The organism is Occallatibacter riparius, assembly GCF_025264625.1.
GTDB classification, from domain to species: Bacteria; Acidobacteriota; Terriglobia; order Terriglobales; family Acidobacteriaceae; genus Telmatobacter; species Telmatobacter riparius.
Window position 1 is genome coordinate 3,478,074 of the sequence record NZ_CP093313.1, and the last position, 18,714, is coordinate 3,496,787.

The following is an 18,714-nucleotide window of genomic DNA, read 5'->3' on the forward strand; positions in this document are numbered from 1 at the left end:
GTTAGCCGATTCCATCACGAAACGGATCAGTTGGATCGTAGAGGAGAGTGGATTCAGCGGTGACGAACGCTGAGCCGGTGATGCTGGGGATGACTTGTTTGCCTTCCATGCGCACGCGGCCTTCGAATACGGTGCCGAGAATCCCTTCCTGACGCCATGTTTCTCCTGGCGCGAGTTTGCCGTCGGCGATAAGGCAGGCCATCTTGGCGCTGGTGCCGGTTCCGCAGGGGGAACGATCGTAGGCCTTGCCGGGACACAGCACGAAGTTGCGGCTGTGATTGGCAGGATCGAGAGGGTCGCTGAACAACTCGATGTGGTCGATCTCCGCGCGGTTGGCGCCGGTGATTTCTGCTGAGGTGAGTGCGTTGCGCACGGCCCATGTGAAGTCCGTGAGCTGATCGACGTTCTCGAGGCGGAGATCGAATGGATGATCTTTGATGAGGAAGAACCAGTTGCCGCCCCAGGCTACGTCACCGATGATTTCGCCGAACTGAGGGACGTGTACACGGGCGTTCGCGATGTGGCGGTAGGCGGGAATGTTTTCGATAGTTGCGGTGTTCGGGGAGTCGAGTTGGACGCGCACAATGCCGACTGGAGTTTGAATACGATGCGCGCCGGGCGTGATGCGGCCGAGGTGAGCGAGGGTGACGGCGACACCGATGGTGCCGTGTCCGCACATGCCGAGATAGCCGGCGTTGTTGAAGAAGATGACGGCGGCTGCGCAATCGGGAGTATCGGGCGGCAGAATCCAGGCGCCTACGATGACGTCGGAACCGCGTGGTTCGCAAAGAATCGCGCGGCGCAGGTGGTCGTGTTCAGTGCGCAGCCGTTCGAGGCGTTTGGCGAGCGGGCCTGCGCCGAGGTCAGGGCCGCCGGAGAGCACGCAGCGTGTTGGTTCGCCGGCTGTGTGCGAATCGAGGACGACGATCTTTTGGAGAGAATGCTGGGCCGGAGTCATGGCTGGGCGGCAGTCCTGATGGCTGAATGAGGTGTTGCTCATGCGAAGTATACAGTCCGCTACAATCGGAGTCGTCGTGAGCTCGCCTATGTCTTTCGAGTCATCCGAACAAATATCGATTTCGATCAACGGGCGGACGGTTGGGGTGCGCGCGGGATCGAGTGTGGCTGCTGCGATGATGCTGGCGGGTACGGCTTGCCACACGTCTGTTTCAGGCGAGCCGCGCGGACCGCTGTGCGGGATGGGCATCTGCATGGAATGCCGAGCCACCGTGGACGGGGTTGCTCATGTGCGTACGTGCCAGGTGTTGGTGAAAGATGGCATGCGGGTAACGACCGGATGAGCGCGCGCGAGGTGCTCGTAGTAGGTGCTGGGCCGGCGGGGATGGCGGCTGCGGCTGCAGTAGCCGAGGGTGGCTGTCGGGTGCGCGTAATCGATGAGAACGCATCGGCCGGTGGGCAGATCTGGCGCGGCTATGGATCGGATCCCAAAGGCGGTGCGCCGCGCTTTGCGAGGCTGATGCAGCGATTGGCCGCTGCGCAGGTTGAGATGGTTGCAGGAACGCGGGTGGTGGCGCAGCCTGCGAAGGGTGTGCTGCGCGTTGAGGGCGATGCAGGCAGTGGCGATCTGAGCTTCGACAAGCTGATTCTGGCCACGGGCGCGCGCGAGCGATTTCTGCCGTTTCCGGGATGGACATTGCCGGGGGTGCTGGGGACGGGCGGGCTGCAAGCAATGGTGAAGGCGGGGCTGCCAATCGCGGGGAAACGCGTGGTTCTGGCGGGGAGTGGGCCATTGCTGCTTGCGGTTGCCGCGAATCTTGCGAAGCAGGGCGCGGAGATCGCGGGAATTTTTGAACAGGCGCCGATGTCGCGGCTGATGGCCTTTGGGGTGAGCCTGATGTCGCATCCGGGCAAGATTGTGGAGGGGCTTCGCTACGGCTCTGCAGTAAAGGGCGCGGGCTATCGCACGAGTGCATGGGTGACCCGAGCGGATGGAACGGATCGGCTGATGTCCGTGACAGTGAGCATCGGCGGGAAGGCGCGGGAGATCGGTTGCGATTATCTCGGCTGCGGATTTCATCTTGTGCCGAACCTGGAACTGCCTCGGCTGCTTGGGTGCGCCACGGAAGAAGGATTTGTTCGGGTCGATGCGGGGCAGCAGTCGAGTGTAGAGGGCGTCTATTGTGCGGGGGAGCTCACCGGCGTGGGCGGCCTGGAGAAGGCGCTGATTGAAGGTGAGATTGCGGGGCTTGCGGCTGCTGGCCGATCCGCTGTGCATCTGTTTCCTCGGCGTGACCGGCAGATGCGGTTTGCGCGGAAGCTGGATGAGGCGTTCGCGCTGCGCGGGGAACTAGGAGAGTTGGCAGCAGAAGACACGATTGTATGTCGCTGCGAGGATGTTCGGCGTGGTGCTCTGGAAGGCATGCGCAGCGGTCGCGAGGCCAAATTGCACACGCGCTGCGGGATGGGACCGTGCCAGGGGCGCGTCTGCGGTCCGGCGACGTTGTTCTTGTTCGGCTGGGACGCCGAGAGCGTCAGGCCGCCGATTACGCCTGCGCGCATTGAGACGATTGCCGCGGACGTCAGTGATGTTGCGTCGGCTCAAGACGTAAGGTGATTGAAATCGTGCGGGCAGGAACGTACAAACGATCTGTTCTAAACTGAAGGGTACGCTGGGAGTGTCTCTTTGGTGTCTTCTGCCGCAATTTCTGTGGATGCTGCGCGTCTTCCGTCGCCGGCACTGCGCCGTTTCGCGTGGTTTGTGCTGGTGTATTTCATTGCCGTGATTCTGTGGGGCGGGTTGGTGCGCGCGACGGGTTCGGGGGCTGGATGCGGTGACCACTGGCCGCTATGCAACGGCACGGTTGTTCAGCACTCGCCGCGACTGGACACCATGATTGAATTCACGCACCGGTTCACGAGCGGAATCTCGTTCTTTTCCGCTGTGGGACTGCTGGTGTGGACGTTTGCAGGAACGGTGAAGGGGCACCTGGCGAGGGCGGCGGCCGTTTGGACGGTTGTGTTCACGCTGGTGGAGGCGGTCCTGGGGGCCCTGCTGGTGAAGCTGGGGCTCACGGCGCAGAGCCAGTCGCCGTTGAGGGCTCCGTACCTTGCACTACATCTGACTAACACGCTGCTGCTGCTGGCGGCGCTTACGCTGAGCGCTCATCTGTTGAGCAGACGGCAAGGATATACGCGCGCGACGGTGCGGCTGGTGGCGCCGATCGGGGCTGTCGCCGCGGTCATTGTGGTGATGATGGTGGGCGTTACAGGATCGCTGGCCGCGCTTGGAGATACGCTGTTTCCGGCGCGCTCGCTGGGGGCGGCGCTGGCGCAGGATTTTTCTGCGACGAGCGGATGGCTGGTGCGCTGGCGGTGGACACATCCGACGGTCGCGTTCTTTGCGAGCGTGTTTTTGATCTGGCTGCTGGTGCGCGCTTCGAGGCGGACCGCGCATTGGGATAACCGGGGCCTCTCAGCGTTGGTCCTGGTGCTGCTGGCTGCGCAGTATGTGCTCGGCGTTCTGGACGTGGTGCTGCTTGCGCCGACATGGCTGCAGATTGCGCATCTGCTGGGAGCCGACGTGCTGTGGGCGGCGTTGGTGGTGCTGACGGCGCGCGTTGTGCTGGAGCCGGCGAAGGCAGGGAGTCGGGAATAAGGATTAGGGAGTAGAAGAAACGAGGGCCGCGATCAGTGAGGTTGATCGCGGCCCGATTTTGTTGCGGGGCTTAGGGCTTACTTAATTAGTGCGCCGGCTGCGGGATAGGCGTTGCCGTTGACTGTGGCGTTGATTACGGGCAGTTCGGGGGTTGCTGTGAGCCATTCGATCTTGCCGTCGCGCAAAAGGACCGTATCTTCCGCTTTGCCGCCCCGGATGCTGGGGTTCCATGCGAAGGCCTGGTTGTTGACCACGGTTTCAGTGCCATTCGGTGTGGCGACCCACTCGCGCTCACCGTAGCCGGTGGGTCCTCCCTGGTGATGGAAGCGCTCTTCGCCGGGATAGCCTTCGGCTGTGTAGGCATCCTGGGCAACTTTGAACAACTGCGCAGAGGTTGCGCCCACGCGCGATGCATCGAGCAGGGCGGCGTTCACGTTGGCAGCCGATTGGAATCGGGAAGCGAGTTCGGCGGGCAACTTGCCGAAGTGCACGAACCGCGTGATGGAGATGGCCAGGCCGAACTTGCGCGTGCAGAGGTTCAGCATGCCGTACTGCTTCAGGCGCGCGCCGCGAGCAACGGCGTGCTTGTATTTGAAGATGCGATCGTCGACGGCGTAGAGGTAGACCGAAGGCAGAATGCCGCGCTTGAGCAGGTTGGCGGCGGTCATTGCTTCCAGGTCGTATTCACTCATGCCGGGTTCCACGGCATCCAGCGATTCAGCAGTTGCGGCTGCTGTTTGAGCGCCGAGCCATTTGTAGCGTGCGATTTCGGTTTCGCTCAGAGACTGGCGCAGAGGAAAGAGATTCGCGGAGGTGGTGCCAGGCTGCGGCGTGTCGGATGCCAGCGGGCCGCCTGCGAGCTTCTTCGCGGATTCGAGCGTGTCGTCTGCGTACCAGGGGAAGAGGACCGGCTCGAAGTCTAGTGCGCCGAATTCTTCGTCGTGCAGACGAGGAGCTTCGTTCTCCGTGGTGAAGTAATAGCGCTTGCCCTCCGCGGTGACGAGGATGGCTGCGACGCCGGTTTCGGCCGGAGTGAGCACGCGGAGTTCGACCGCGCCGCCGGTGATCCAGGCGACGTTTTCATTGCGGCGAATGAGCACGCCTCCGAGCTTCTGGCTCTTGAGCCATTCGACCACTTTCTGATGCTTTCGCTCCAACTCATCGTTCCACGCGGATTGGGGGACCAGTGTTGTTCCGTTGACTGCTAGATCCTTGGCGATTCTTTTACTCATAAGGCCGTCTCCCTGGAGGTTCTGCTCTACGCGCGAAGGGCGTTGACCTTTGTCAACGCCCTTCGGTTTACCTTTGGCTTAGTCGTCTAGTCCCGGGTGATAGTAGCTCTGCCATCCGAGATAGTTGCTCGCGGCTTCGTGGACGGCCTTGGAGACGTCAGAGAAGTTCGCGGCGACGTGATGTTCGAAGCCTTCGCGGCAGATGTACTTGAGCAGCTTCTGCAAATGCGGAATCTCTGCGACGCCGGCGCCGCCGAAGGTCTCGAGCGGGTCATCCGTGAAGGCGCCCGGGCCGGTGTAGCCGCGGATGATACCGTTCTGATCGTCGGTGGAGTAGCGCGCGTAGCTCATGACGCCGGCCTTGACGCGGCCTACGCAGGTGCCGAAGGTGTTGAGCTTGCCCACGGTGCCGGCGATGATCTCCTGGTAGTCCATGCGGACGTCCTTGAAGAAGTGCTTGGGCAGGTTGGAGCAGTGGAAGCACACGCACTTGTTCGGGTCGGAGCCGTAGTTGTTGTTCCAATCGAGCAGGGCGGAAGGCGTCTGGCTGGCGAGGGCGAGCATGTACATGCTGAGCGTGCCGGGCACATCGACTTCGCAGGCTGACGGAATGAGATTGTTCGACATCATGCTCATGATGGTGCAGGGCACCACGCCGAAGAACTCTTCCATGGAGGTCCAGCACTGCACGGCGCTGATGGTGCAGTGGGTCTGCTTCATCCAGCCGTCAATGACTGCGCCGAGCTTCGCCATCTTGAGCAGGGCCTCGTCAGGGATGCCCTTGGTAGTGACGTAGCTCTTGATGGCGGCGAGCTTGGCCTGAGCCGCGTCGTCGTTGTCTTTCATACGGTTGATGCGGCCGAAGACCTCGGACAGATCGAGCGTGTCGACCGAGATGCCGCTCTGCTCGAACAGCCGCTCAGAGTAGCGCACCGTGTTGAACGCCGCGGGGCGCGCGCCGATAGCGCCGATCTTGAGATTCTTGAGGCCCTTCACGATGCGGCAGACGGCGGAGAACCGCTCGAGGTCAGCCTTGAATTCAGGCGAAGTGACAGCCTCCGTGTGCAGGGTGGTGAGCGAGTACTTGATGCCGTACTGCATCATGTTATTGCAGGCGCTCATCTTGCCGCAGAACGAGTCGCGGCGGACAGCAATGGTCATGTTGTCGCTGCGGTCGGGCGTAGCCTGCACAAGCACCGGAACCTTGAGGCCGGAGAGACGGATGGCGTCAACGATGCCGCGTTCTTCACCGAAGTTGGGCAGGGTAACGATGATGCCGTCAATCTCATCGGCGTGTTTCTTGAACAGCTCTGCGCAGCGGAGGGATTCATCGTAGGTCTCTACCGCGCCGTACTTCGATTCTTCGGGCGAGAGCACGATTGCCTTGGCGCCGGCCTGTTCCAGCACGGCAAGGATTTCTTCACGGCCAGTCTTGGCCAAATGATCGGGAAAAAAGCCGCGGTTGCCCACTACGATCCCGAAGGTCATTGTTCTTGCTTGTTCTGCCATGTTCAAAAACTCCTTAAAGATTGCGATTGAATATCAGTCGTTCCGTCCGGGCCGGAACTTAATGCTGTAGAAGAGCCCGAGAAGCAGCATCAGGGCGCCCCACCAGGCGGGTGCGTGCAGGTTCCAGAGCACCACATTGGCATGCTGGCCGGTGATGAGTTCGAAGACTCCGTAGGCGGCGATCAAAGCGCCATAGACACTGAGAAGAACGCCGATGAAAAACCAGATTGAGATGTGTCCTGAATGCATCTGCGGCCTCCGTTACCAGAAGTAAATGTTGAGTGCTAGAAAGACGACTCCAGCGATGACCGTCCAGAACCACTCGTTCTTATAGAACGGCACAGGTTCCTCCACCGGCAGCTTAGTGGCGCCCATCACCACGCCATCGAGTTCGGCGAGTGTCTTCGGCTTGGTGAACAAGCTGACGATGATATTGACGCCCATGGAGACAATGACCGACCAGAGCGCACGGTACATGTTCTCGGCCATGTCCCTGGCATCAGGTGAGAGCGCCACATAGCGGAGAGCCGCTGGATCGGCCTTGACCCAAGCCCACAGGCCGATGGAGGTTAGCGTGCCAAGCAGCAGTCCCCAGAAACCGCCGGACTTGGTTGCGCGCGGCCAGAGCATACCGACCAGCACCACGCCCAACAGAGGCGAGATGAAGAAGCTGAACAGGGCCTGTACGTAGTCCATAATGCCGGCCATGCTCATGACCAGGTAGGCGGTTCCGATGGAGATGATGACGCCCCAGATCGTGGCCCAGCGGCCAACCGCGACATAGTGCTCGTCCTTGGCGGTCTTGTTGATCATGGGCTGATAGATGTCGTAGGTCCAAACGGCGGAGAAGGCGCTAACGTTGCCGGCCATGCCGCTCATGAATCCCGCGATGAGGGCAGTAATGCCCAACCCCAGCAGACCGGGCGAGCAGTAGCGAACCAGCATCAGCGGCAGGACCTCGTTGTAGCTGTGCAGTCCTGATTCCGGTGTCGCCAGATTTTGCGGCACAAGGTGCATCAGGCTGCCATCAGGGTTTTGCAGAACCACCAGGCCGAGCAGGCCGGGAAGGATGACGATAAAGGGGACCGCCATCTTGAAGAAGGATCCGATGACCGGCGCCATGCGCGCAGAGCGCAGGTTGTTGGCGGCGAGAACGCGCTGAACGACAAGGAAGTCGGTGGTCCAGTAACCGAAGCTGATCGCGAAGCCAAGGCCGAAGACGATGCCCGTCCAATGAATGCCCATGGGGTTATCGGCGAAGTGCCCCATGGAGCGCCACATATGCGTGTAGTCGCCCGCAGGGGTGAGGCCGGTGGCGATGTTGTGCGCCAACTTGGCCTTGAAGCCGTTCCAGCCGCCGGATTCGACGAGGCCGAGGATAGGAACCAGCAACGCGCCGCCCCAGATCAGCATGAACTGGAGCACCTCGTTGAAGATTGCGGAGCGCAGTCCGCCGAGTGCCACGTATGCCGCGACAGCGAGCGAGGAGACGATGATGGAGAAGCTGAGATTCCAGCCGAGGACGACCTTCATCACCACGGCCATGGCGAACATGTTGACGCCGCTCATCAGCACCGTCATGAAGGCGAAGGAGACGGCGGCAACGAAGCTGGCGCCCTGTCCGTAGCGGAGCTTGAGGTAGCCGGGTACCGAATGCGTCTTGCAGACGTAATAGAAGGGCATCATCACCATGCCGAGGAAGAGCATGGCGGGGATTGCGCCGACCCAATACCAGTGAGCAGCGAGGATGCCGTACTGGTAGGCCGAACCAGCCCAGCCCATCAGTTCGAGCGAGCCAAGGTTGGCGGAAACGAAACTGAGGCCGGCGATCCATGCGGTCATCTCGCGGCCGGCCATGAAGAACTCTTCGCTGGTGTTGGCTTGGCCTTTGAGATAGAAGCCTATCCAGATGACCATGACGAAGTAGATTGCGATTACCGCGATATCCAGCGCACCCAAGTGCGCCAGTGAGGGGGCCGCCAGGGCAAGCGCGTGCGATGCGGAAGACACACTGGCGGCGAAGATGTTGGGAGCTAATCCGGACATGGACTCACCTGAACTTGGGCGTGCACCCAGGACTGTGGACGTTCGCCCTTAAGTAAATGGTTTTACTGCAGTGGTTGTCAAGGCCCAAAACGCGCAGTTCGGGACCGTGGGCGTCGGCTTGGCAGGACGGTGGAGGTCTTGACTGCGCAGCGGAGCAGAATTGTCGAGAAAGCGTTTACGCAGCTAGTTTACGGGGCTTCCTGGATTTGCGCCAGATTTCTGTCATGAATCGTCACTCCGGCGCGCCGATGCTGCGCAAAAAGGCGATGGTCTTCGTGTCACCCCCGGGGAACTTCGCAGCGTATGCCAGCGCAGTGCAGTCCACGAATTCTTCGGGCTGCTCGTAATGGCCCGGCAGATTAGCACGAATTGCGAGGTTTGCTCCGCTGGCTACAAGGAAACGGGCGAGCTCGAGACCGTAGTCATAGAACTGGCTGACGGCGTGGAACAGGGGAGTCTGCCCACCGATGGTGTTCGCATCGAGGGCAGCGGGGGCGTTCACGTCGGCTCCGCGAGCCAGGAGCATCTGAGCGGCTTTCACGTTTCCGTATTCGGCGGCAACGTGGAGGAGGGTCCCGCCACTTAAAGTCATCCGGCGGTAGCCGGTGGATCCGAAGTCGAGCTCGGGAAATCGGCGATGAACGAGAGGGGGATCCGCATCGAGCATGGCTCCCAGGATGTCGAGTCGGCCGCGGAGAAGTTCTATTGCCGCGGGGATGTTGCGCTTCGAGGTGCAGCCCGCGTCTATCAGCAGCCGCATGCATTGCGCTTGAAGGGGAGAACGGGAGTAGGTGCCGATGACGTAGTCGAGGGGGGATGGGTGGCCGCGTAGTTCGGGGAGGTGGGGGTTCGCGCCATTGTCCAGGAGCCATTTCAGGGCGAGGGGATTCAGGGTCTCGCAGGGAGCGAAGAGGATGGGGAAGTGGCCGTTCCACTCGGCATTGACGTCGGCGCCGTTGCGGACGAGGAGTTCCATCATGGGGATGCGGTGGTCGACTAGCGCGGCACGCATCAGGGGAGCGTCGCCGCCCTGGTGGATGTCGGAGCCGTGGTCGATCATCCATTGCGCGATGGCGAGGCGGGTGGGGCCGGGTGGTTCCCAAGGGACGCGGCACTCGGCTACCCAGGTGAGGGGGCCGGATTTGCCGTAGCCGAGGGGGGCGCGATGGAGGGCGGGGTTCCGCGTCATCAGGGTGCGGATGGCGTTGAAGTCATTGGTGTCGATGGCGTGCTTGAGCATGCCAATTTCGTGCAGAGATTCGACATGGTGTTTGAGCTTGGGCCAGCTGCGGAAGCCGTACTGGCGCGCGATCTGGAGCTGGGCGCCGGAGAGGGTACGGGCTGAGCCGGTGTGCAGAAGCTCTTTGGCCTGGTCTTTGAGGTGGCGGAGGTTGGGGCGGTCGGGAATCGGTCGGGGCGGGGTAGAGGGATCGGTGGGCATGGGCCTCCTTTCGTTTGCGCGCCCGGTGTCCGCATGGTTCGGGCCGAAAGAAGGTTCGGGTAGAACTTTCAGCAAGGATGGGCTTGGAGCCCTTTCCGCGGACCGGAGGCGTCCCTCACGCTTCAGCGGGATCGTAACAGATTACGAAATGGGCAGGGAATTGGATTCTTCGAACAGGTTCTTTACGGGTTTCTGTCTTGTGCGGCGGGTGGCGTGGGGACTAACGTGTTTGCTACGGGATCGGCTGCCGATTTCCCCGACTGATTCTGATTCGGTCCCGCTCCGCACGAATAAGGAGGTCTACTCATGCCGTCGAATCTGAATTCCCCTGTCACTCGCCGCAGTTTCTTCCGTTTTGCCGCCGGGGCTTCCGCGCTGGCTACGATGCCAATTGTTACGGAGGCGCACCTGGCATTTGCGCAGAGGGGGCGGCGTCTGGGTGATCCCAATCATGGGGTTCATATCGATTCGAACGAGAATCCGCTGGGTCCGTGCGATGCGGCGCGGCAGGCGATGCTGGATATGGTGCCGAAGGGCGGGCGGTACTTCTTCGACATGCAGGACGATCTGATCGATCTGTTTGCCAAGCAGGAGGGGCTCGACCGCAAGGCTGTGCGGGTGTATGCGGGATCGAGCGAGCCGCTGGCGTACACGGTGCTGGCGTTTACGAATCCGAGCCGGCCGCTGGTGATTGCCGATCCGGGGTACGAGGCGCCGATGTTCGCGGCGGAGCGGACGGGGGCGAAGGTGATCAAAGTGCCGCTCGCCGATCCGAAGGGGGCGGCGACGCACGACACGAAGGCGATGCTGGGGGCGGCAGCGAATCCGGGCGTGATTTATGTGTGTAATCCGAATAATCCGACGGGGACGTGTACGCCGCGGGCGGATATCGAGAGCCTGGTGGCGGGGGCGCCGAAGGATGCGGTGATGCTGATCGATGAGGCGTATATCCATTTGTGCGATGCGCCGCGGTCGCTGGATTTTGTGAAGGAAGGGAAGAACGTGATTGTGCTGCGCACGTTCTCGAAGCTGTATGGGATGGCAGGGATTCGGATGGGGTTCGCGGTGGGCCGACCGGATTTGATGGACAAGATCGACTACTTCGGGTCGAACTTCATGCCGATTACGGCGACGGCGGCGGCGATCGCGAGCCTGAAGCAGGCGGACCTGATCGAGACGCGGAAGAAGATTACGGCGGGGACGCGCGGGGAGACGATGGCCTGGCTGAAGGGGCAGGGGTTCGCGGTGACTCCATCGGAGAGCAACTGCTTCATGCTGGATACGCGGCGGGACGGCAAGGATGTGCTGAAGGCGATGGCGGCAAAGGACGTCTATGTAGGGCGGATCTGGCCGGCGTGGCCGACGCAGGTGCGGATCACGGTGGGGACGCCGGAGGAGATGATGACGTTCCGGAAGGCGTTCGGCGAGGTGATGGCTGGTCCGGCTGCGGCAAGGCTGGAGACGCCAGGTGCGCATGGCGGCCGGTTTGACGGCGGCGGGACTACGCTTTGGTCCTGAATTTCATTTATTTCAATGACATAGTGAGGGTGCTGGCACTCCTACCCGTCCGTTTGCACTGTTTGTGGTGCAGTGTCGGGGGGGGGGGGGAGGGGGGTACCTGCCCTTGTCCCGGCTCCCGGACGGCTATGCTCGGGGGGGGAGGGGGTACCCTTCGGCTGGAGTCCGTTCGCCCCGTTGTGCCTCGCGCCCTAGGGGCTGGCCCGCTTCGCACCATTTCTGGTGCTCAGGGGGAGGGGGTGGGGTGCCTGCCCTTGTCCCTGGTCCCGGACGGCTGGGTCGCGGGGGGGGAGGGGGGTACCCCTCGACTTGCTCGTGGCCGGCGCGGATCGCTGGGTGCGGAGCTTTGCACCAGCCGCTGATCCGGATTGGTGCGGGAGTGGTCCGGGGGTGCCTCACATGCCGATCGGGGTTTGGACACAACTCCACGCTGAACGCTGATGCGTCGCCCGAGAGACAGAGTAGTTGCCGGATGGGGGGCGCGGCTGTGATGCGGCGCACCGGTGCGTGTGATGATGCACCTGAGTCTTTACATCAGGTCAAGCGGCTCCTGACCGTTCAGGTGCGCGGAGTTCACGACGGTACTCGCCTGGCGTCATCCCAGTCACTCTCAGAAAGAGCCTGCCGAATGATGCTCCATCCTGGTATCCAACCTGATAGCAAATCTCCGCGACGCTCAGGCTGGTGGACTCCAACAACGAGCGGGCGGCCTCCAAGCGTTGTTCCTGGATCCATTTCCCGGGAGAGATTCTCAATTCCTCGACAAATCGCCGGGCGAGTGTTCTCGGCGTAACATGCAGTTCTTTCGCAAGAAAAGAAATATCAAGTTGACTGAGATTCGAATGGGCAATTCGGCGCAGCCGCTTTTCAAACGAGGTGGTCTCCAGCAGACCGGGAACTTCATACGGATCTTGAGATTCGCGTGCGGGCGGAAGGACCATCAGCTTTCTCACCAGCCGCTCTTCCTTGGAATACCCGAGGTCCCGCAGCAAGCTACTTATAAGTTCCAGACCTGCGAATGCCGCGCCGGTGGTATAGAACGAACCGTCGCGCACCAGGATCCGGGATGGCTCCCATTTTACGAGCGGGAATCGAAGCTTGACCTCTTTCTTGAGCCACCACGAGATGGTTGCACACCTGCCTTTCAGCAAGCCGAGGTTAGCCAGAATATAGGAAGCGCCGCAGGTAGCCGCGATCCTTGCCTTTTGACGTTTGGCTAACAACACCAGCGGCTTTGCACGTTGAGTTTCCAACTCCAACTCCCGGACCGATTCAAGGGCGTTCGCAGTTACGCCAGTGAGCAATATGAGCACATCCATCGTCTGCGATGGCCTGGGGTTCGCCCGGTAGAGGATCCCGGATTTGGAACGCGGGTGTTCTGTCCTCGATACAAATTCGTACGTAAACACTTCGCTTCCGCGGACCTCATTGACAGCCTGGAGGGTCTCGACCAAGGTTGAGGCAATCGCGGAGTAGAAGGCATCGGGCAAATAAAGCACGACATGCATATGGCAAGTTTTGCATAAAGAATGTCATTTTCTCCACTGGCCTGAAGTTCCCGCCAGACCTAGGCTGAATTCAGACGAAAGTGATGTCAGACGGGCACTAGCGAACAGGAGGAATTTGGGTGAAAGCATGGGTTTTGGAAGGCTTTGGACTAGATAACTTGAAGATGGTTGATGTACCGATGCGAGAGGTTGGTCCCCACGATGTTGTCGTGAGCGTGAAAGCCGTGTCTCTGAATTACCGAGACAAGCTGCTGGTGGATGGTCTCTACAATCCCGATCTGCGTTTTCCAATCACGCAGGTAGCCGATACCGCGGGCGAGGTTGTCGATGCAGGAGCAGAGGTCTCTCGTTTTCGGAGAGGCGATCGTGTAATTACCAACTATGCCACACGGTGGATCGACGGGCCGACGAGGGTCGACGATGTTGTGCATACGTTGGGAAACACGATTCCGGGCGGACTGGCTGAGTACCTGGTGATCAATGAAGAAGTGCTGGTGCACGCGCCTGAATACCTGACCCACGAAGAGGCTTCCACATTGCCGGTTGCCGCCCTCACGGCCTGGCATGCGTTAACGGTCAAACGGCAGCTAGCTCCAGGTGAGACTGTTCTCGTGCAGGGGACGGGTGGCGTATCTATCTTTGGTCTGCAACTGGCCTCAGCACTGGGCGCAAAGGTGATTGCGACATCGAGCAGCGATGACAAGCTTCAGCGAGCCAGACGGCTAGGCGCACACCAGACGATCAATTACGTCCGAACGCCGGAGTGGCACACCGAAGCCCTGAGATTGACATCGCAGCAGGGAGTGGACAACATCCTGGAAGTTGCGGCAGGTAAGACTCTCCGCCAGTCGCTCGAGGCCATCAAGCCCGGCGGACAGATCTCGGTTATTGGAGTCCTGGATGGATTTGTGTCTGAGATTCCCATCTTCACGTTGCTACAGAAACAAGCTTCGATTGTGGGTATGGTGACCGGATCGAGACGGATGTTTGAAGAGATGAATGCTGCGCTTGCAAATTTCCAGATTCATCCTGTGATCGACGCTGTGTACTGGTTCGAGGATGCTCGACAAGCCTACGACCATCTCTATCGAGGAGCCTTTGGAAAGATCGTGATCAAGCTGCGTTAAGGGCTACCGGCGCTGATAGGGCACGGGTGAGTGCGAGGGTGTGGAGTTATCTGGGCCGAATCCCGGTTTGATGAGGCAGGTTCCTGCGCCGAAGCGGACGTTCGGGATGACACGGTGCGTGGGGGAGTCGGCTTGTCTGGTGCGCATGGAGCAGCGCGGCGGCGGGATTTGAAACAGCAGATTCCCTGACGGGAATGACAGCAAGAAAAGCAAAAGCAAATGCAGGTCTTTCAACTGCCCCTTCTCCTTCGTTTCACTCTGGCTCAGGGTTCGCTCAAGATGACAGCAAGAAAAGCAAAAGCAGGTTCTTCCCCTTCGACTTCGCTCAGAGTCAGAATGACAAATTTGTGGGGGAGTGACGAGAGTGCCCAAAAGCAACTGCGGGTCCCTCGGTCCGCTGAAGAAAGCGCGCGGACTCTCGGGATGACACTTCATGGAAAGAGGACAGCATTGTGGTGACACGGTGATCCAGATCACTTGGTGGGGTGTTGTTTCGCACAGTCATGCGGGTGGAGTTGGTGCCACGCTTTTCTGTTGCGAGGTGTGCGATGGTGGAAGCGGCGGCGGAAGTGGTGGGGACGCGTTGGAGCCGGCCGTCGGTGATCCTGATGGCTACGGATCTGAGTGACCTGGATCGGCTTATGCCGTTTGCGCTGGACGAGGGTGCGGCGACGGGTGCGCGGCTGATCCTGATGCACGTGGTGTCGGCTGGGGAGTCGATGACGGCGGATGCGGCGGGCATGCCTTACTACGATCCTTCCGGTGCTGTGGATATCGCCGAAAAAGAGTTGGAACCGTGCTGTGCAATCGCGCGGAAAAGGGGTATTATCTGCGATGCGGTGATTCGCGAGGGTCACCCGGCACAGCAGATTTTGACGGCCGCCCGGCAGTTTCATGCGGACCGCATCCTTCTGGGGACCCGGAGCCGTGGGAGGGTCAGCAAGATTCTCATTGGTTCCGTGGCTGAACAAGTGCTGCGCTCGGTCAATATCCCGGTCATTACCGTGGGTCCTGAGGCTCGTCTCGCGGTGCCCGGCAACACCCCGACAAAGGTGGTGCTGCATGCCACCACACTTAGAGAGGCCTCCCGTCCGAGCGCAGTGCTTGCCAGCCAGATCGCGTCCAGCCTGGGCGCGGGGTTGATTCTTCTGCACGTACTTCCTCCGATTTCAGACATGCAGCGTAAGGGCGAGCCGACGGGGATGGACTCGGCCGCGATGATGGAGCTGCGCAAGCTGGCGGAGGAGTTGAGCCGCGATGTGCCAGCGGGCGTGACGCCGAAGGTGGTGCACGGGAATCCTTCGATTGAGATTCTGGCGGAGAGCGCGGAGCACCACGCGTGTTTGATGGTGCTGGGGGCGAGGCATCGGTCGGCGCTGGAGAATCTGACGCGGGATCGGACTATATATAAAGTGCTGGCGCATGCGCGGTGTCCGGTGATGACGCTGGAAGAGACGACGGCAGGGAACAGGGAACAGGGAACAGGGAACAGACTGCAGGGAGTAGGGAATAGGGAGTAGGGAGTAGGGACAAGAGGGACAAGGGGGATATGGGGGACACAGGGGATTAGGGGGCCGAGAGGCGCGCTCGTGAGTGGCTTCTATTCCAGATGATGTGATCTGACGCTGCAGACTTTTGTTCTTTCCTGTCCCTCCTGTCCCCCGTATCCCTTTCGTTCCTCCTGTCCCTTTGTCCCTGTTGTTTTGCTATTCTGGGGGCGCATGTTCTTGTCATTGGCAGTCGGGGGAGACGCTCGTTGAGTGGGGCGCGGTGGGGCGCGGGCTTCTCGGCTGTGGGGCGATTTGTCGCGGAGATTGAGGCTGCGACGAAGGGCGGTCCGCTGAAGCCGGGGTATGTGCTGGCGGGCGATGAGCTCTTTCTGCAGGAACGATGCCGGGCGGCGGTGATCAAGGCGTATGTGCCGCCGGATTTCAAGGACTTCTGCTTGTCGGACTTCGATCTGGGTTCGACGCCAGTTTTCGACATTCTGGATCGGGCGCAGACGCCTTCGCTGATGGCACCGTTTCAGGTGATCTTTGTGCGCAACGTGCGGAACCTGTATACGCGCGGGGCGAAGAAGGATGAGTTCGCCGCGCTGGGGCGGTATTTCCAATCGCCGAACCCGCAGGCGCTGCTGGTGTTTGTCGCGGACTTTATCCGGATTCCGTCAGATGTGCGGCGGATGGATATGGACGATAAGAGCAAGTACGAGCGGCTGACGGAGACGCTGGGCGAGCACTGCGGAATGGTTGAGCTGGCGCGCGTGCACGAAGACGACGCGATGCGCTGGGTGACGGCGACGTCGAATGAGGCGGGGAACCGGATGGATCCCGACGCGGCGCGCGAGCTGGTGGATGCGCTGGGCGCGGACATGATGATGATCGCAGGGGAGCTGGAGAAGCTGCTGCTCTACACGCTGGGGCGTGGGCGGATCACGCTGGGCGATGTGGAGACGATGGTGCTGGGGGCCAAGCAGCGGTCGCTGTATGAGCTGACCGATGCGATCAGCGCGCGGAACAAGGTGAAGGCGATTGCGCTGCTGCATGGGCTGCTGAACTCGAGCGACGCGGGCGAGGATGCGGCGATTGGGCATTTGTACATGCTGGCGCGGACGTTCCGGCAGATGCTTGTGATTCTGGAGAAGAATGTAAGGGATCAGCGGGCGATCTGGCAGGCGCTGTGGCAGGGGTTCAGGATCCCTCCGTTTGCGGCGGATGATTTGATCCGGCAGGCGAGACGGTATAAGTCGCGGCGGGATTTGACGCGGGCGCTGCGGTTGATTGCGCGGGCGGACCTGGAGCTGCGGTCGTCGCCGCCGGACAAGCGTCTGGTGCTGGAGCGGCTGGTGTACGATCTGGCGTCGGAGCCGAAGCCGGTATCGCCGTGGTCGGCGGCGCAGTTGTCGTTCAGCGAACAGTGAGGGCGGCCCTCAGGGGCTGAAGCCCCAAATCAGTTGACGGGAGCGCATGCGGGCTGCCTGAAGGCAGCCCCTGATACAAGACCTGTTCCGAATAGCTTTTCAGCAGGGTGTGAAGTCGTGCCCTTGGGCAAAGCTCGCGCAACAAGAGGGAAGGTTTAGCGGACGCCGTTCTGGTTGAGCCAGGGGCCGTAGTCGCGGTCTTCTTTCTGGATGTGGGTGGTGAGCCAGTCGCGCAGGAACATGAGCAGATCGACGTTGAGTGAGAGCTCGCCGCGTTTGTAGCGGCCGACGAAGGCTTCGACCTGTCGGGTGAGGTCCTTGTGCTTGACGAGGTGGGCCGCGAGATCGGGATACTTCGCGCGGGACATCAGGGCTTCTTCCGAGGCGAAGTGATCGTGGGTGTACCTGACGAGACGATCGAGAAGAGGGCCGGCCGCGGATTTGCCGGCGCCGTTCAGCATTGCGTCATGGAGCTCGTTGAGTGTTTTGACGAGGCCTTTGTGCTGCTCGTCCATTGCTTTCACGCCGGTGGATAGGCGGTCGCTCCAGGTCATCAATGCCATTGCGGATCTCCGTGTGAGAAATGGGGCCCGACGGGGTGTTTATCGGCGGTTGTGCGGCAGAGTTGAGGGGGTTCGCTGCGGCCCTACGGGACGCGCAAGCGGTGTGGTGGCGTTGACCGAGGACGAGTCTTCCTCCATCAGGGCGAGCGAAAAGCAACTGCAGGTCCCTCGGCCCGCTGAAGAAGACGCGCGGGCTCTCGGGATGACACAGTCATGTGGAGTATGCGACAGGATGATGGCGCAGGTGTCTGGGTGAGGCACAGATGCCTGTCACAATGGTGCTGTGCCGCATGTGACTCCTCTGTTGGTGATTGCCGCTGTGCTTGCGATGGCGCCGTATCTTGCGGCGGCGTTCTTTGCGGACTGGGCTGCGGGGCGGGCGCGGACGCTGCCGGCTATTGCGCAGATGGTGCTTCCGGCTCTGCTGTGCTTTCCGTATGTGCTGGTGTCGGTGGACGCGGGGGCGTTCAGCTGGCGGTGGCTGGCGGTGTATGCGGTTTTCCCAGCGGCGATTGCGCTAGCGGCGCGCGCGATGCCGGAGGAGGCGGTGTGGTCGCGGCTTGTCGTCCTCCTGGTGATGGGGCTGGCGGTGGATCTGCGCTGGTTTGAGCCGGCGTGGCCGGCGCATCTGTCGGTGTTCAATAAGGTGCTGCTGCTGGATGCGGGGATCTATGCGTTTGTGATGTTGCGGCCGTTGGAGGGGACGGGGTTCGATTTGCGGCTGCGCCGATGCGATGTTTCGGTGGGGTTGAAGCAGTTTTTGTTTTATCTGCCGATTGCGCTGGTGCTGGGGCTGGCGCTGGGTTTTCTGCATACGCACGCGCTGTCGTGGGGCGACGTGGTGCGACTGCCGGGGCGGTTGGCGTTTGCGTGGGTCTTCACGTTCTTCTTTATCGCCGTGCCGGAAGAGCTGTTCTTCCGCGGATGGGTGCAGAATCTGCTGGAGCGCAGGTTGGGCAGGAGTGCTGCACTGGTCTTGGCTGCGATTCTGTTCGGGCTGGCGCACTTCAACAAGCGGGCGCTGCATTTCAACTGGCGCTATGTGCTGCTGGCGGCGATTGCAGGCGTGTTCTATGGGCGGGCTTGGAGAGAGAAGCGGCGCGTGGGTGCGTCGGCGGTGACGCATGCGACGGTGGACTCGGTGTGGTCGCTGTTTCTGCGGTGACCACCTGCGGTGGGGCCGACTGCGGCTTCGCCGCCATTCGAGGCTGTGTGGGATTTGTGGTCGTCCCCG

At 61.1% G+C, this 18,714-nt stretch carries 16 protein-coding genes; 8 read left to right on the forward strand and 8 right to left on the reverse strand.

Features of this window, described 5'->3' with window-relative positions; translation table 11 throughout:
• Nucleotide 1: 1 nt before the first annotated feature.
• Complete coding sequence (locus tag MOP44_RS14075) at nt 2-1,207, reverse strand: proline racemase family protein (protein ID WP_260790561.1); 1,206 nt, start codon at nt 1,205-1,207, stop codon at nt 2-4.
• Between MOP44_RS14075 and MOP44_RS14080 the strand changes: the two genes are divergently transcribed.
• From MOP44_RS14080 to MOP44_RS14090, 3 genes are all read left to right on the forward strand, one after another.
• Nucleotides 1,122-1,301, forward strand: coding sequence for a (2Fe-2S)-binding protein (locus tag MOP44_RS14080; RefSeq protein WP_260790562.1), 180 nt, complete (start codon nt 1,122-1,124; stop codon nt 1,299-1,301). The two genes, MOP44_RS14075 and MOP44_RS14080, sit on opposite strands and share 86 nt — an antisense overlap.
• Entirely contained in the window at nt 1,298-2,575 is a 1,278-nt protein-coding gene (locus MOP44_RS14085; protein WP_260790564.1) for an NAD(P)/FAD-dependent oxidoreductase, read from the forward strand. The genes MOP44_RS14080 and MOP44_RS14085 overlap by 4 nt, the downstream gene beginning before the upstream one ends.
• A gap of 72 nt (nt 2,576-2,647) precedes the next feature.
• Nucleotides 2,648-3,616, forward strand: a complete 969-nt coding sequence (locus tag MOP44_RS14090) for a COX15/CtaA family protein (RefSeq protein ID WP_260790566.1) — start codon at nt 2,648-2,650, stop codon at nt 3,614-3,616.
• Between the two features lie 77 nt (nt 3,617-3,693).
• Here the strand turns inward: MOP44_RS14090 and MOP44_RS14095 are convergent, their stop codons facing one another.
• From MOP44_RS14095 to MOP44_RS14115, 5 genes are all read right to left on the reverse strand, one after another.
• Entirely contained in the window at nt 3,694-4,848 is a 1,155-nt protein-coding gene (locus MOP44_RS14095; RefSeq protein WP_260790568.1) for a M24 family metallopeptidase, read from the reverse strand.
• Between the two features lie 78 nt (nt 4,849-4,926).
• On the reverse strand, nt 4,927-6,357 hold the full coding sequence (locus tag MOP44_RS14100) for an L-fucose/L-arabinose isomerase family protein (RefSeq protein WP_260790570.1): 1,431 nt from the start codon (nt 6,355-6,357) through the stop codon (nt 4,927-4,929).
• A 33-nt stretch (nt 6,358-6,390) separates the two neighbouring features.
• The gene (locus MOP44_RS14105) at nt 6,391-6,606 is read right to left on the reverse strand and encodes a hypothetical protein (protein ID WP_260790572.1); all 216 of its coding nucleotides are present in this window, start codon (nt 6,604-6,606) and stop codon (nt 6,391-6,393) included.
• 12 nt (nt 6,607-6,618) lie between these two features.
• The gene (locus MOP44_RS14110; RefSeq protein ID WP_260790574.1) at nt 6,619-8,403 is read right to left on the reverse strand and encodes a sodium:solute symporter family protein; all 1,785 of its coding nucleotides are present in this window, start codon (nt 8,401-8,403) and stop codon (nt 6,619-6,621) included.
• A 232-nt stretch (nt 8,404-8,635) separates the two neighbouring features.
• Nucleotides 8,636-9,844, reverse strand: coding sequence for an ankyrin repeat domain-containing protein (locus MOP44_RS14115; RefSeq protein ID WP_260790576.1), 1,209 nt, complete (start codon nt 9,842-9,844; stop codon nt 8,636-8,638).
• A 306-nt stretch (nt 9,845-10,150) separates the two neighbouring features.
• Here MOP44_RS14115 and MOP44_RS14120 point away from each other — a divergent pair, with 306 nt between their 5' ends.
• The gene (locus tag MOP44_RS14120) at nt 10,151-11,362 is read left to right on the forward strand and encodes a pyridoxal phosphate-dependent aminotransferase (protein ID WP_260790578.1); all 1,212 of its coding nucleotides are present in this window, start codon (nt 10,151-10,153) and stop codon (nt 11,360-11,362) included.
• A 539-nt stretch (nt 11,363-11,901) separates the two neighbouring features.
• On the opposite strand, the gene MOP44_RS14125 is transcribed toward MOP44_RS14120, so the two are convergent.
• Complete coding sequence (locus tag MOP44_RS14125) at nt 11,902-12,870, reverse strand: GlxA family transcriptional regulator (protein ID WP_260790579.1); 969 nt, start codon at nt 12,868-12,870, stop codon at nt 11,902-11,904.
• Nucleotides 12,871-12,989: 119 nt separating this feature from the next.
• Here MOP44_RS14125 and MOP44_RS14130 point away from each other — a divergent pair, with 119 nt between their 5' ends.
• The 3 genes from MOP44_RS14130 (at nt 12,990) to holA (ending at nt 16,917) form a co-directional block, all read left to right on the forward strand.
• Entirely contained in the window at nt 12,990-13,997 is a 1,008-nt protein-coding gene (locus tag MOP44_RS14130) for a zinc-dependent alcohol dehydrogenase family protein (RefSeq protein WP_260790580.1), read from the forward strand.
• A gap of 548 nt (nt 13,998-14,545) precedes the next feature.
• The gene (locus MOP44_RS14135; protein ID WP_260790581.1) at nt 14,546-15,517 is read left to right on the forward strand and encodes a universal stress protein; all 972 of its coding nucleotides are present in this window, start codon (nt 14,546-14,548) and stop codon (nt 15,515-15,517) included.
• A 236-nt stretch (nt 15,518-15,753) separates the two neighbouring features.
• Entirely contained in the window at nt 15,754-16,917 is a 1,164-nt protein-coding gene (gene holA, locus MOP44_RS14140) for a DNA polymerase III subunit delta (protein ID WP_260790582.1), read from the forward strand.
• A 155-nt stretch (nt 16,918-17,072) separates the two neighbouring features.
• Here the strand turns inward: holA and MOP44_RS14145 are convergent, their stop codons facing one another.
• The gene (locus MOP44_RS14145) at nt 17,073-17,480 is read right to left on the reverse strand and encodes a bacteriohemerythrin (RefSeq protein WP_260790583.1); all 408 of its coding nucleotides are present in this window, start codon (nt 17,478-17,480) and stop codon (nt 17,073-17,075) included.
• Between the two features lie 283 nt (nt 17,481-17,763).
• On the opposite strand from MOP44_RS14145, the gene MOP44_RS14150 reads away from it, so the two are divergent.
• Entirely contained in the window at nt 17,764-18,645 is an 882-nt protein-coding gene (locus tag MOP44_RS14150) for a CPBP family intramembrane glutamic endopeptidase (RefSeq protein ID WP_260790584.1), read from the forward strand.
• The last annotated feature ends 69 nt before the right edge of the window (nt 18,646-18,714 follow it).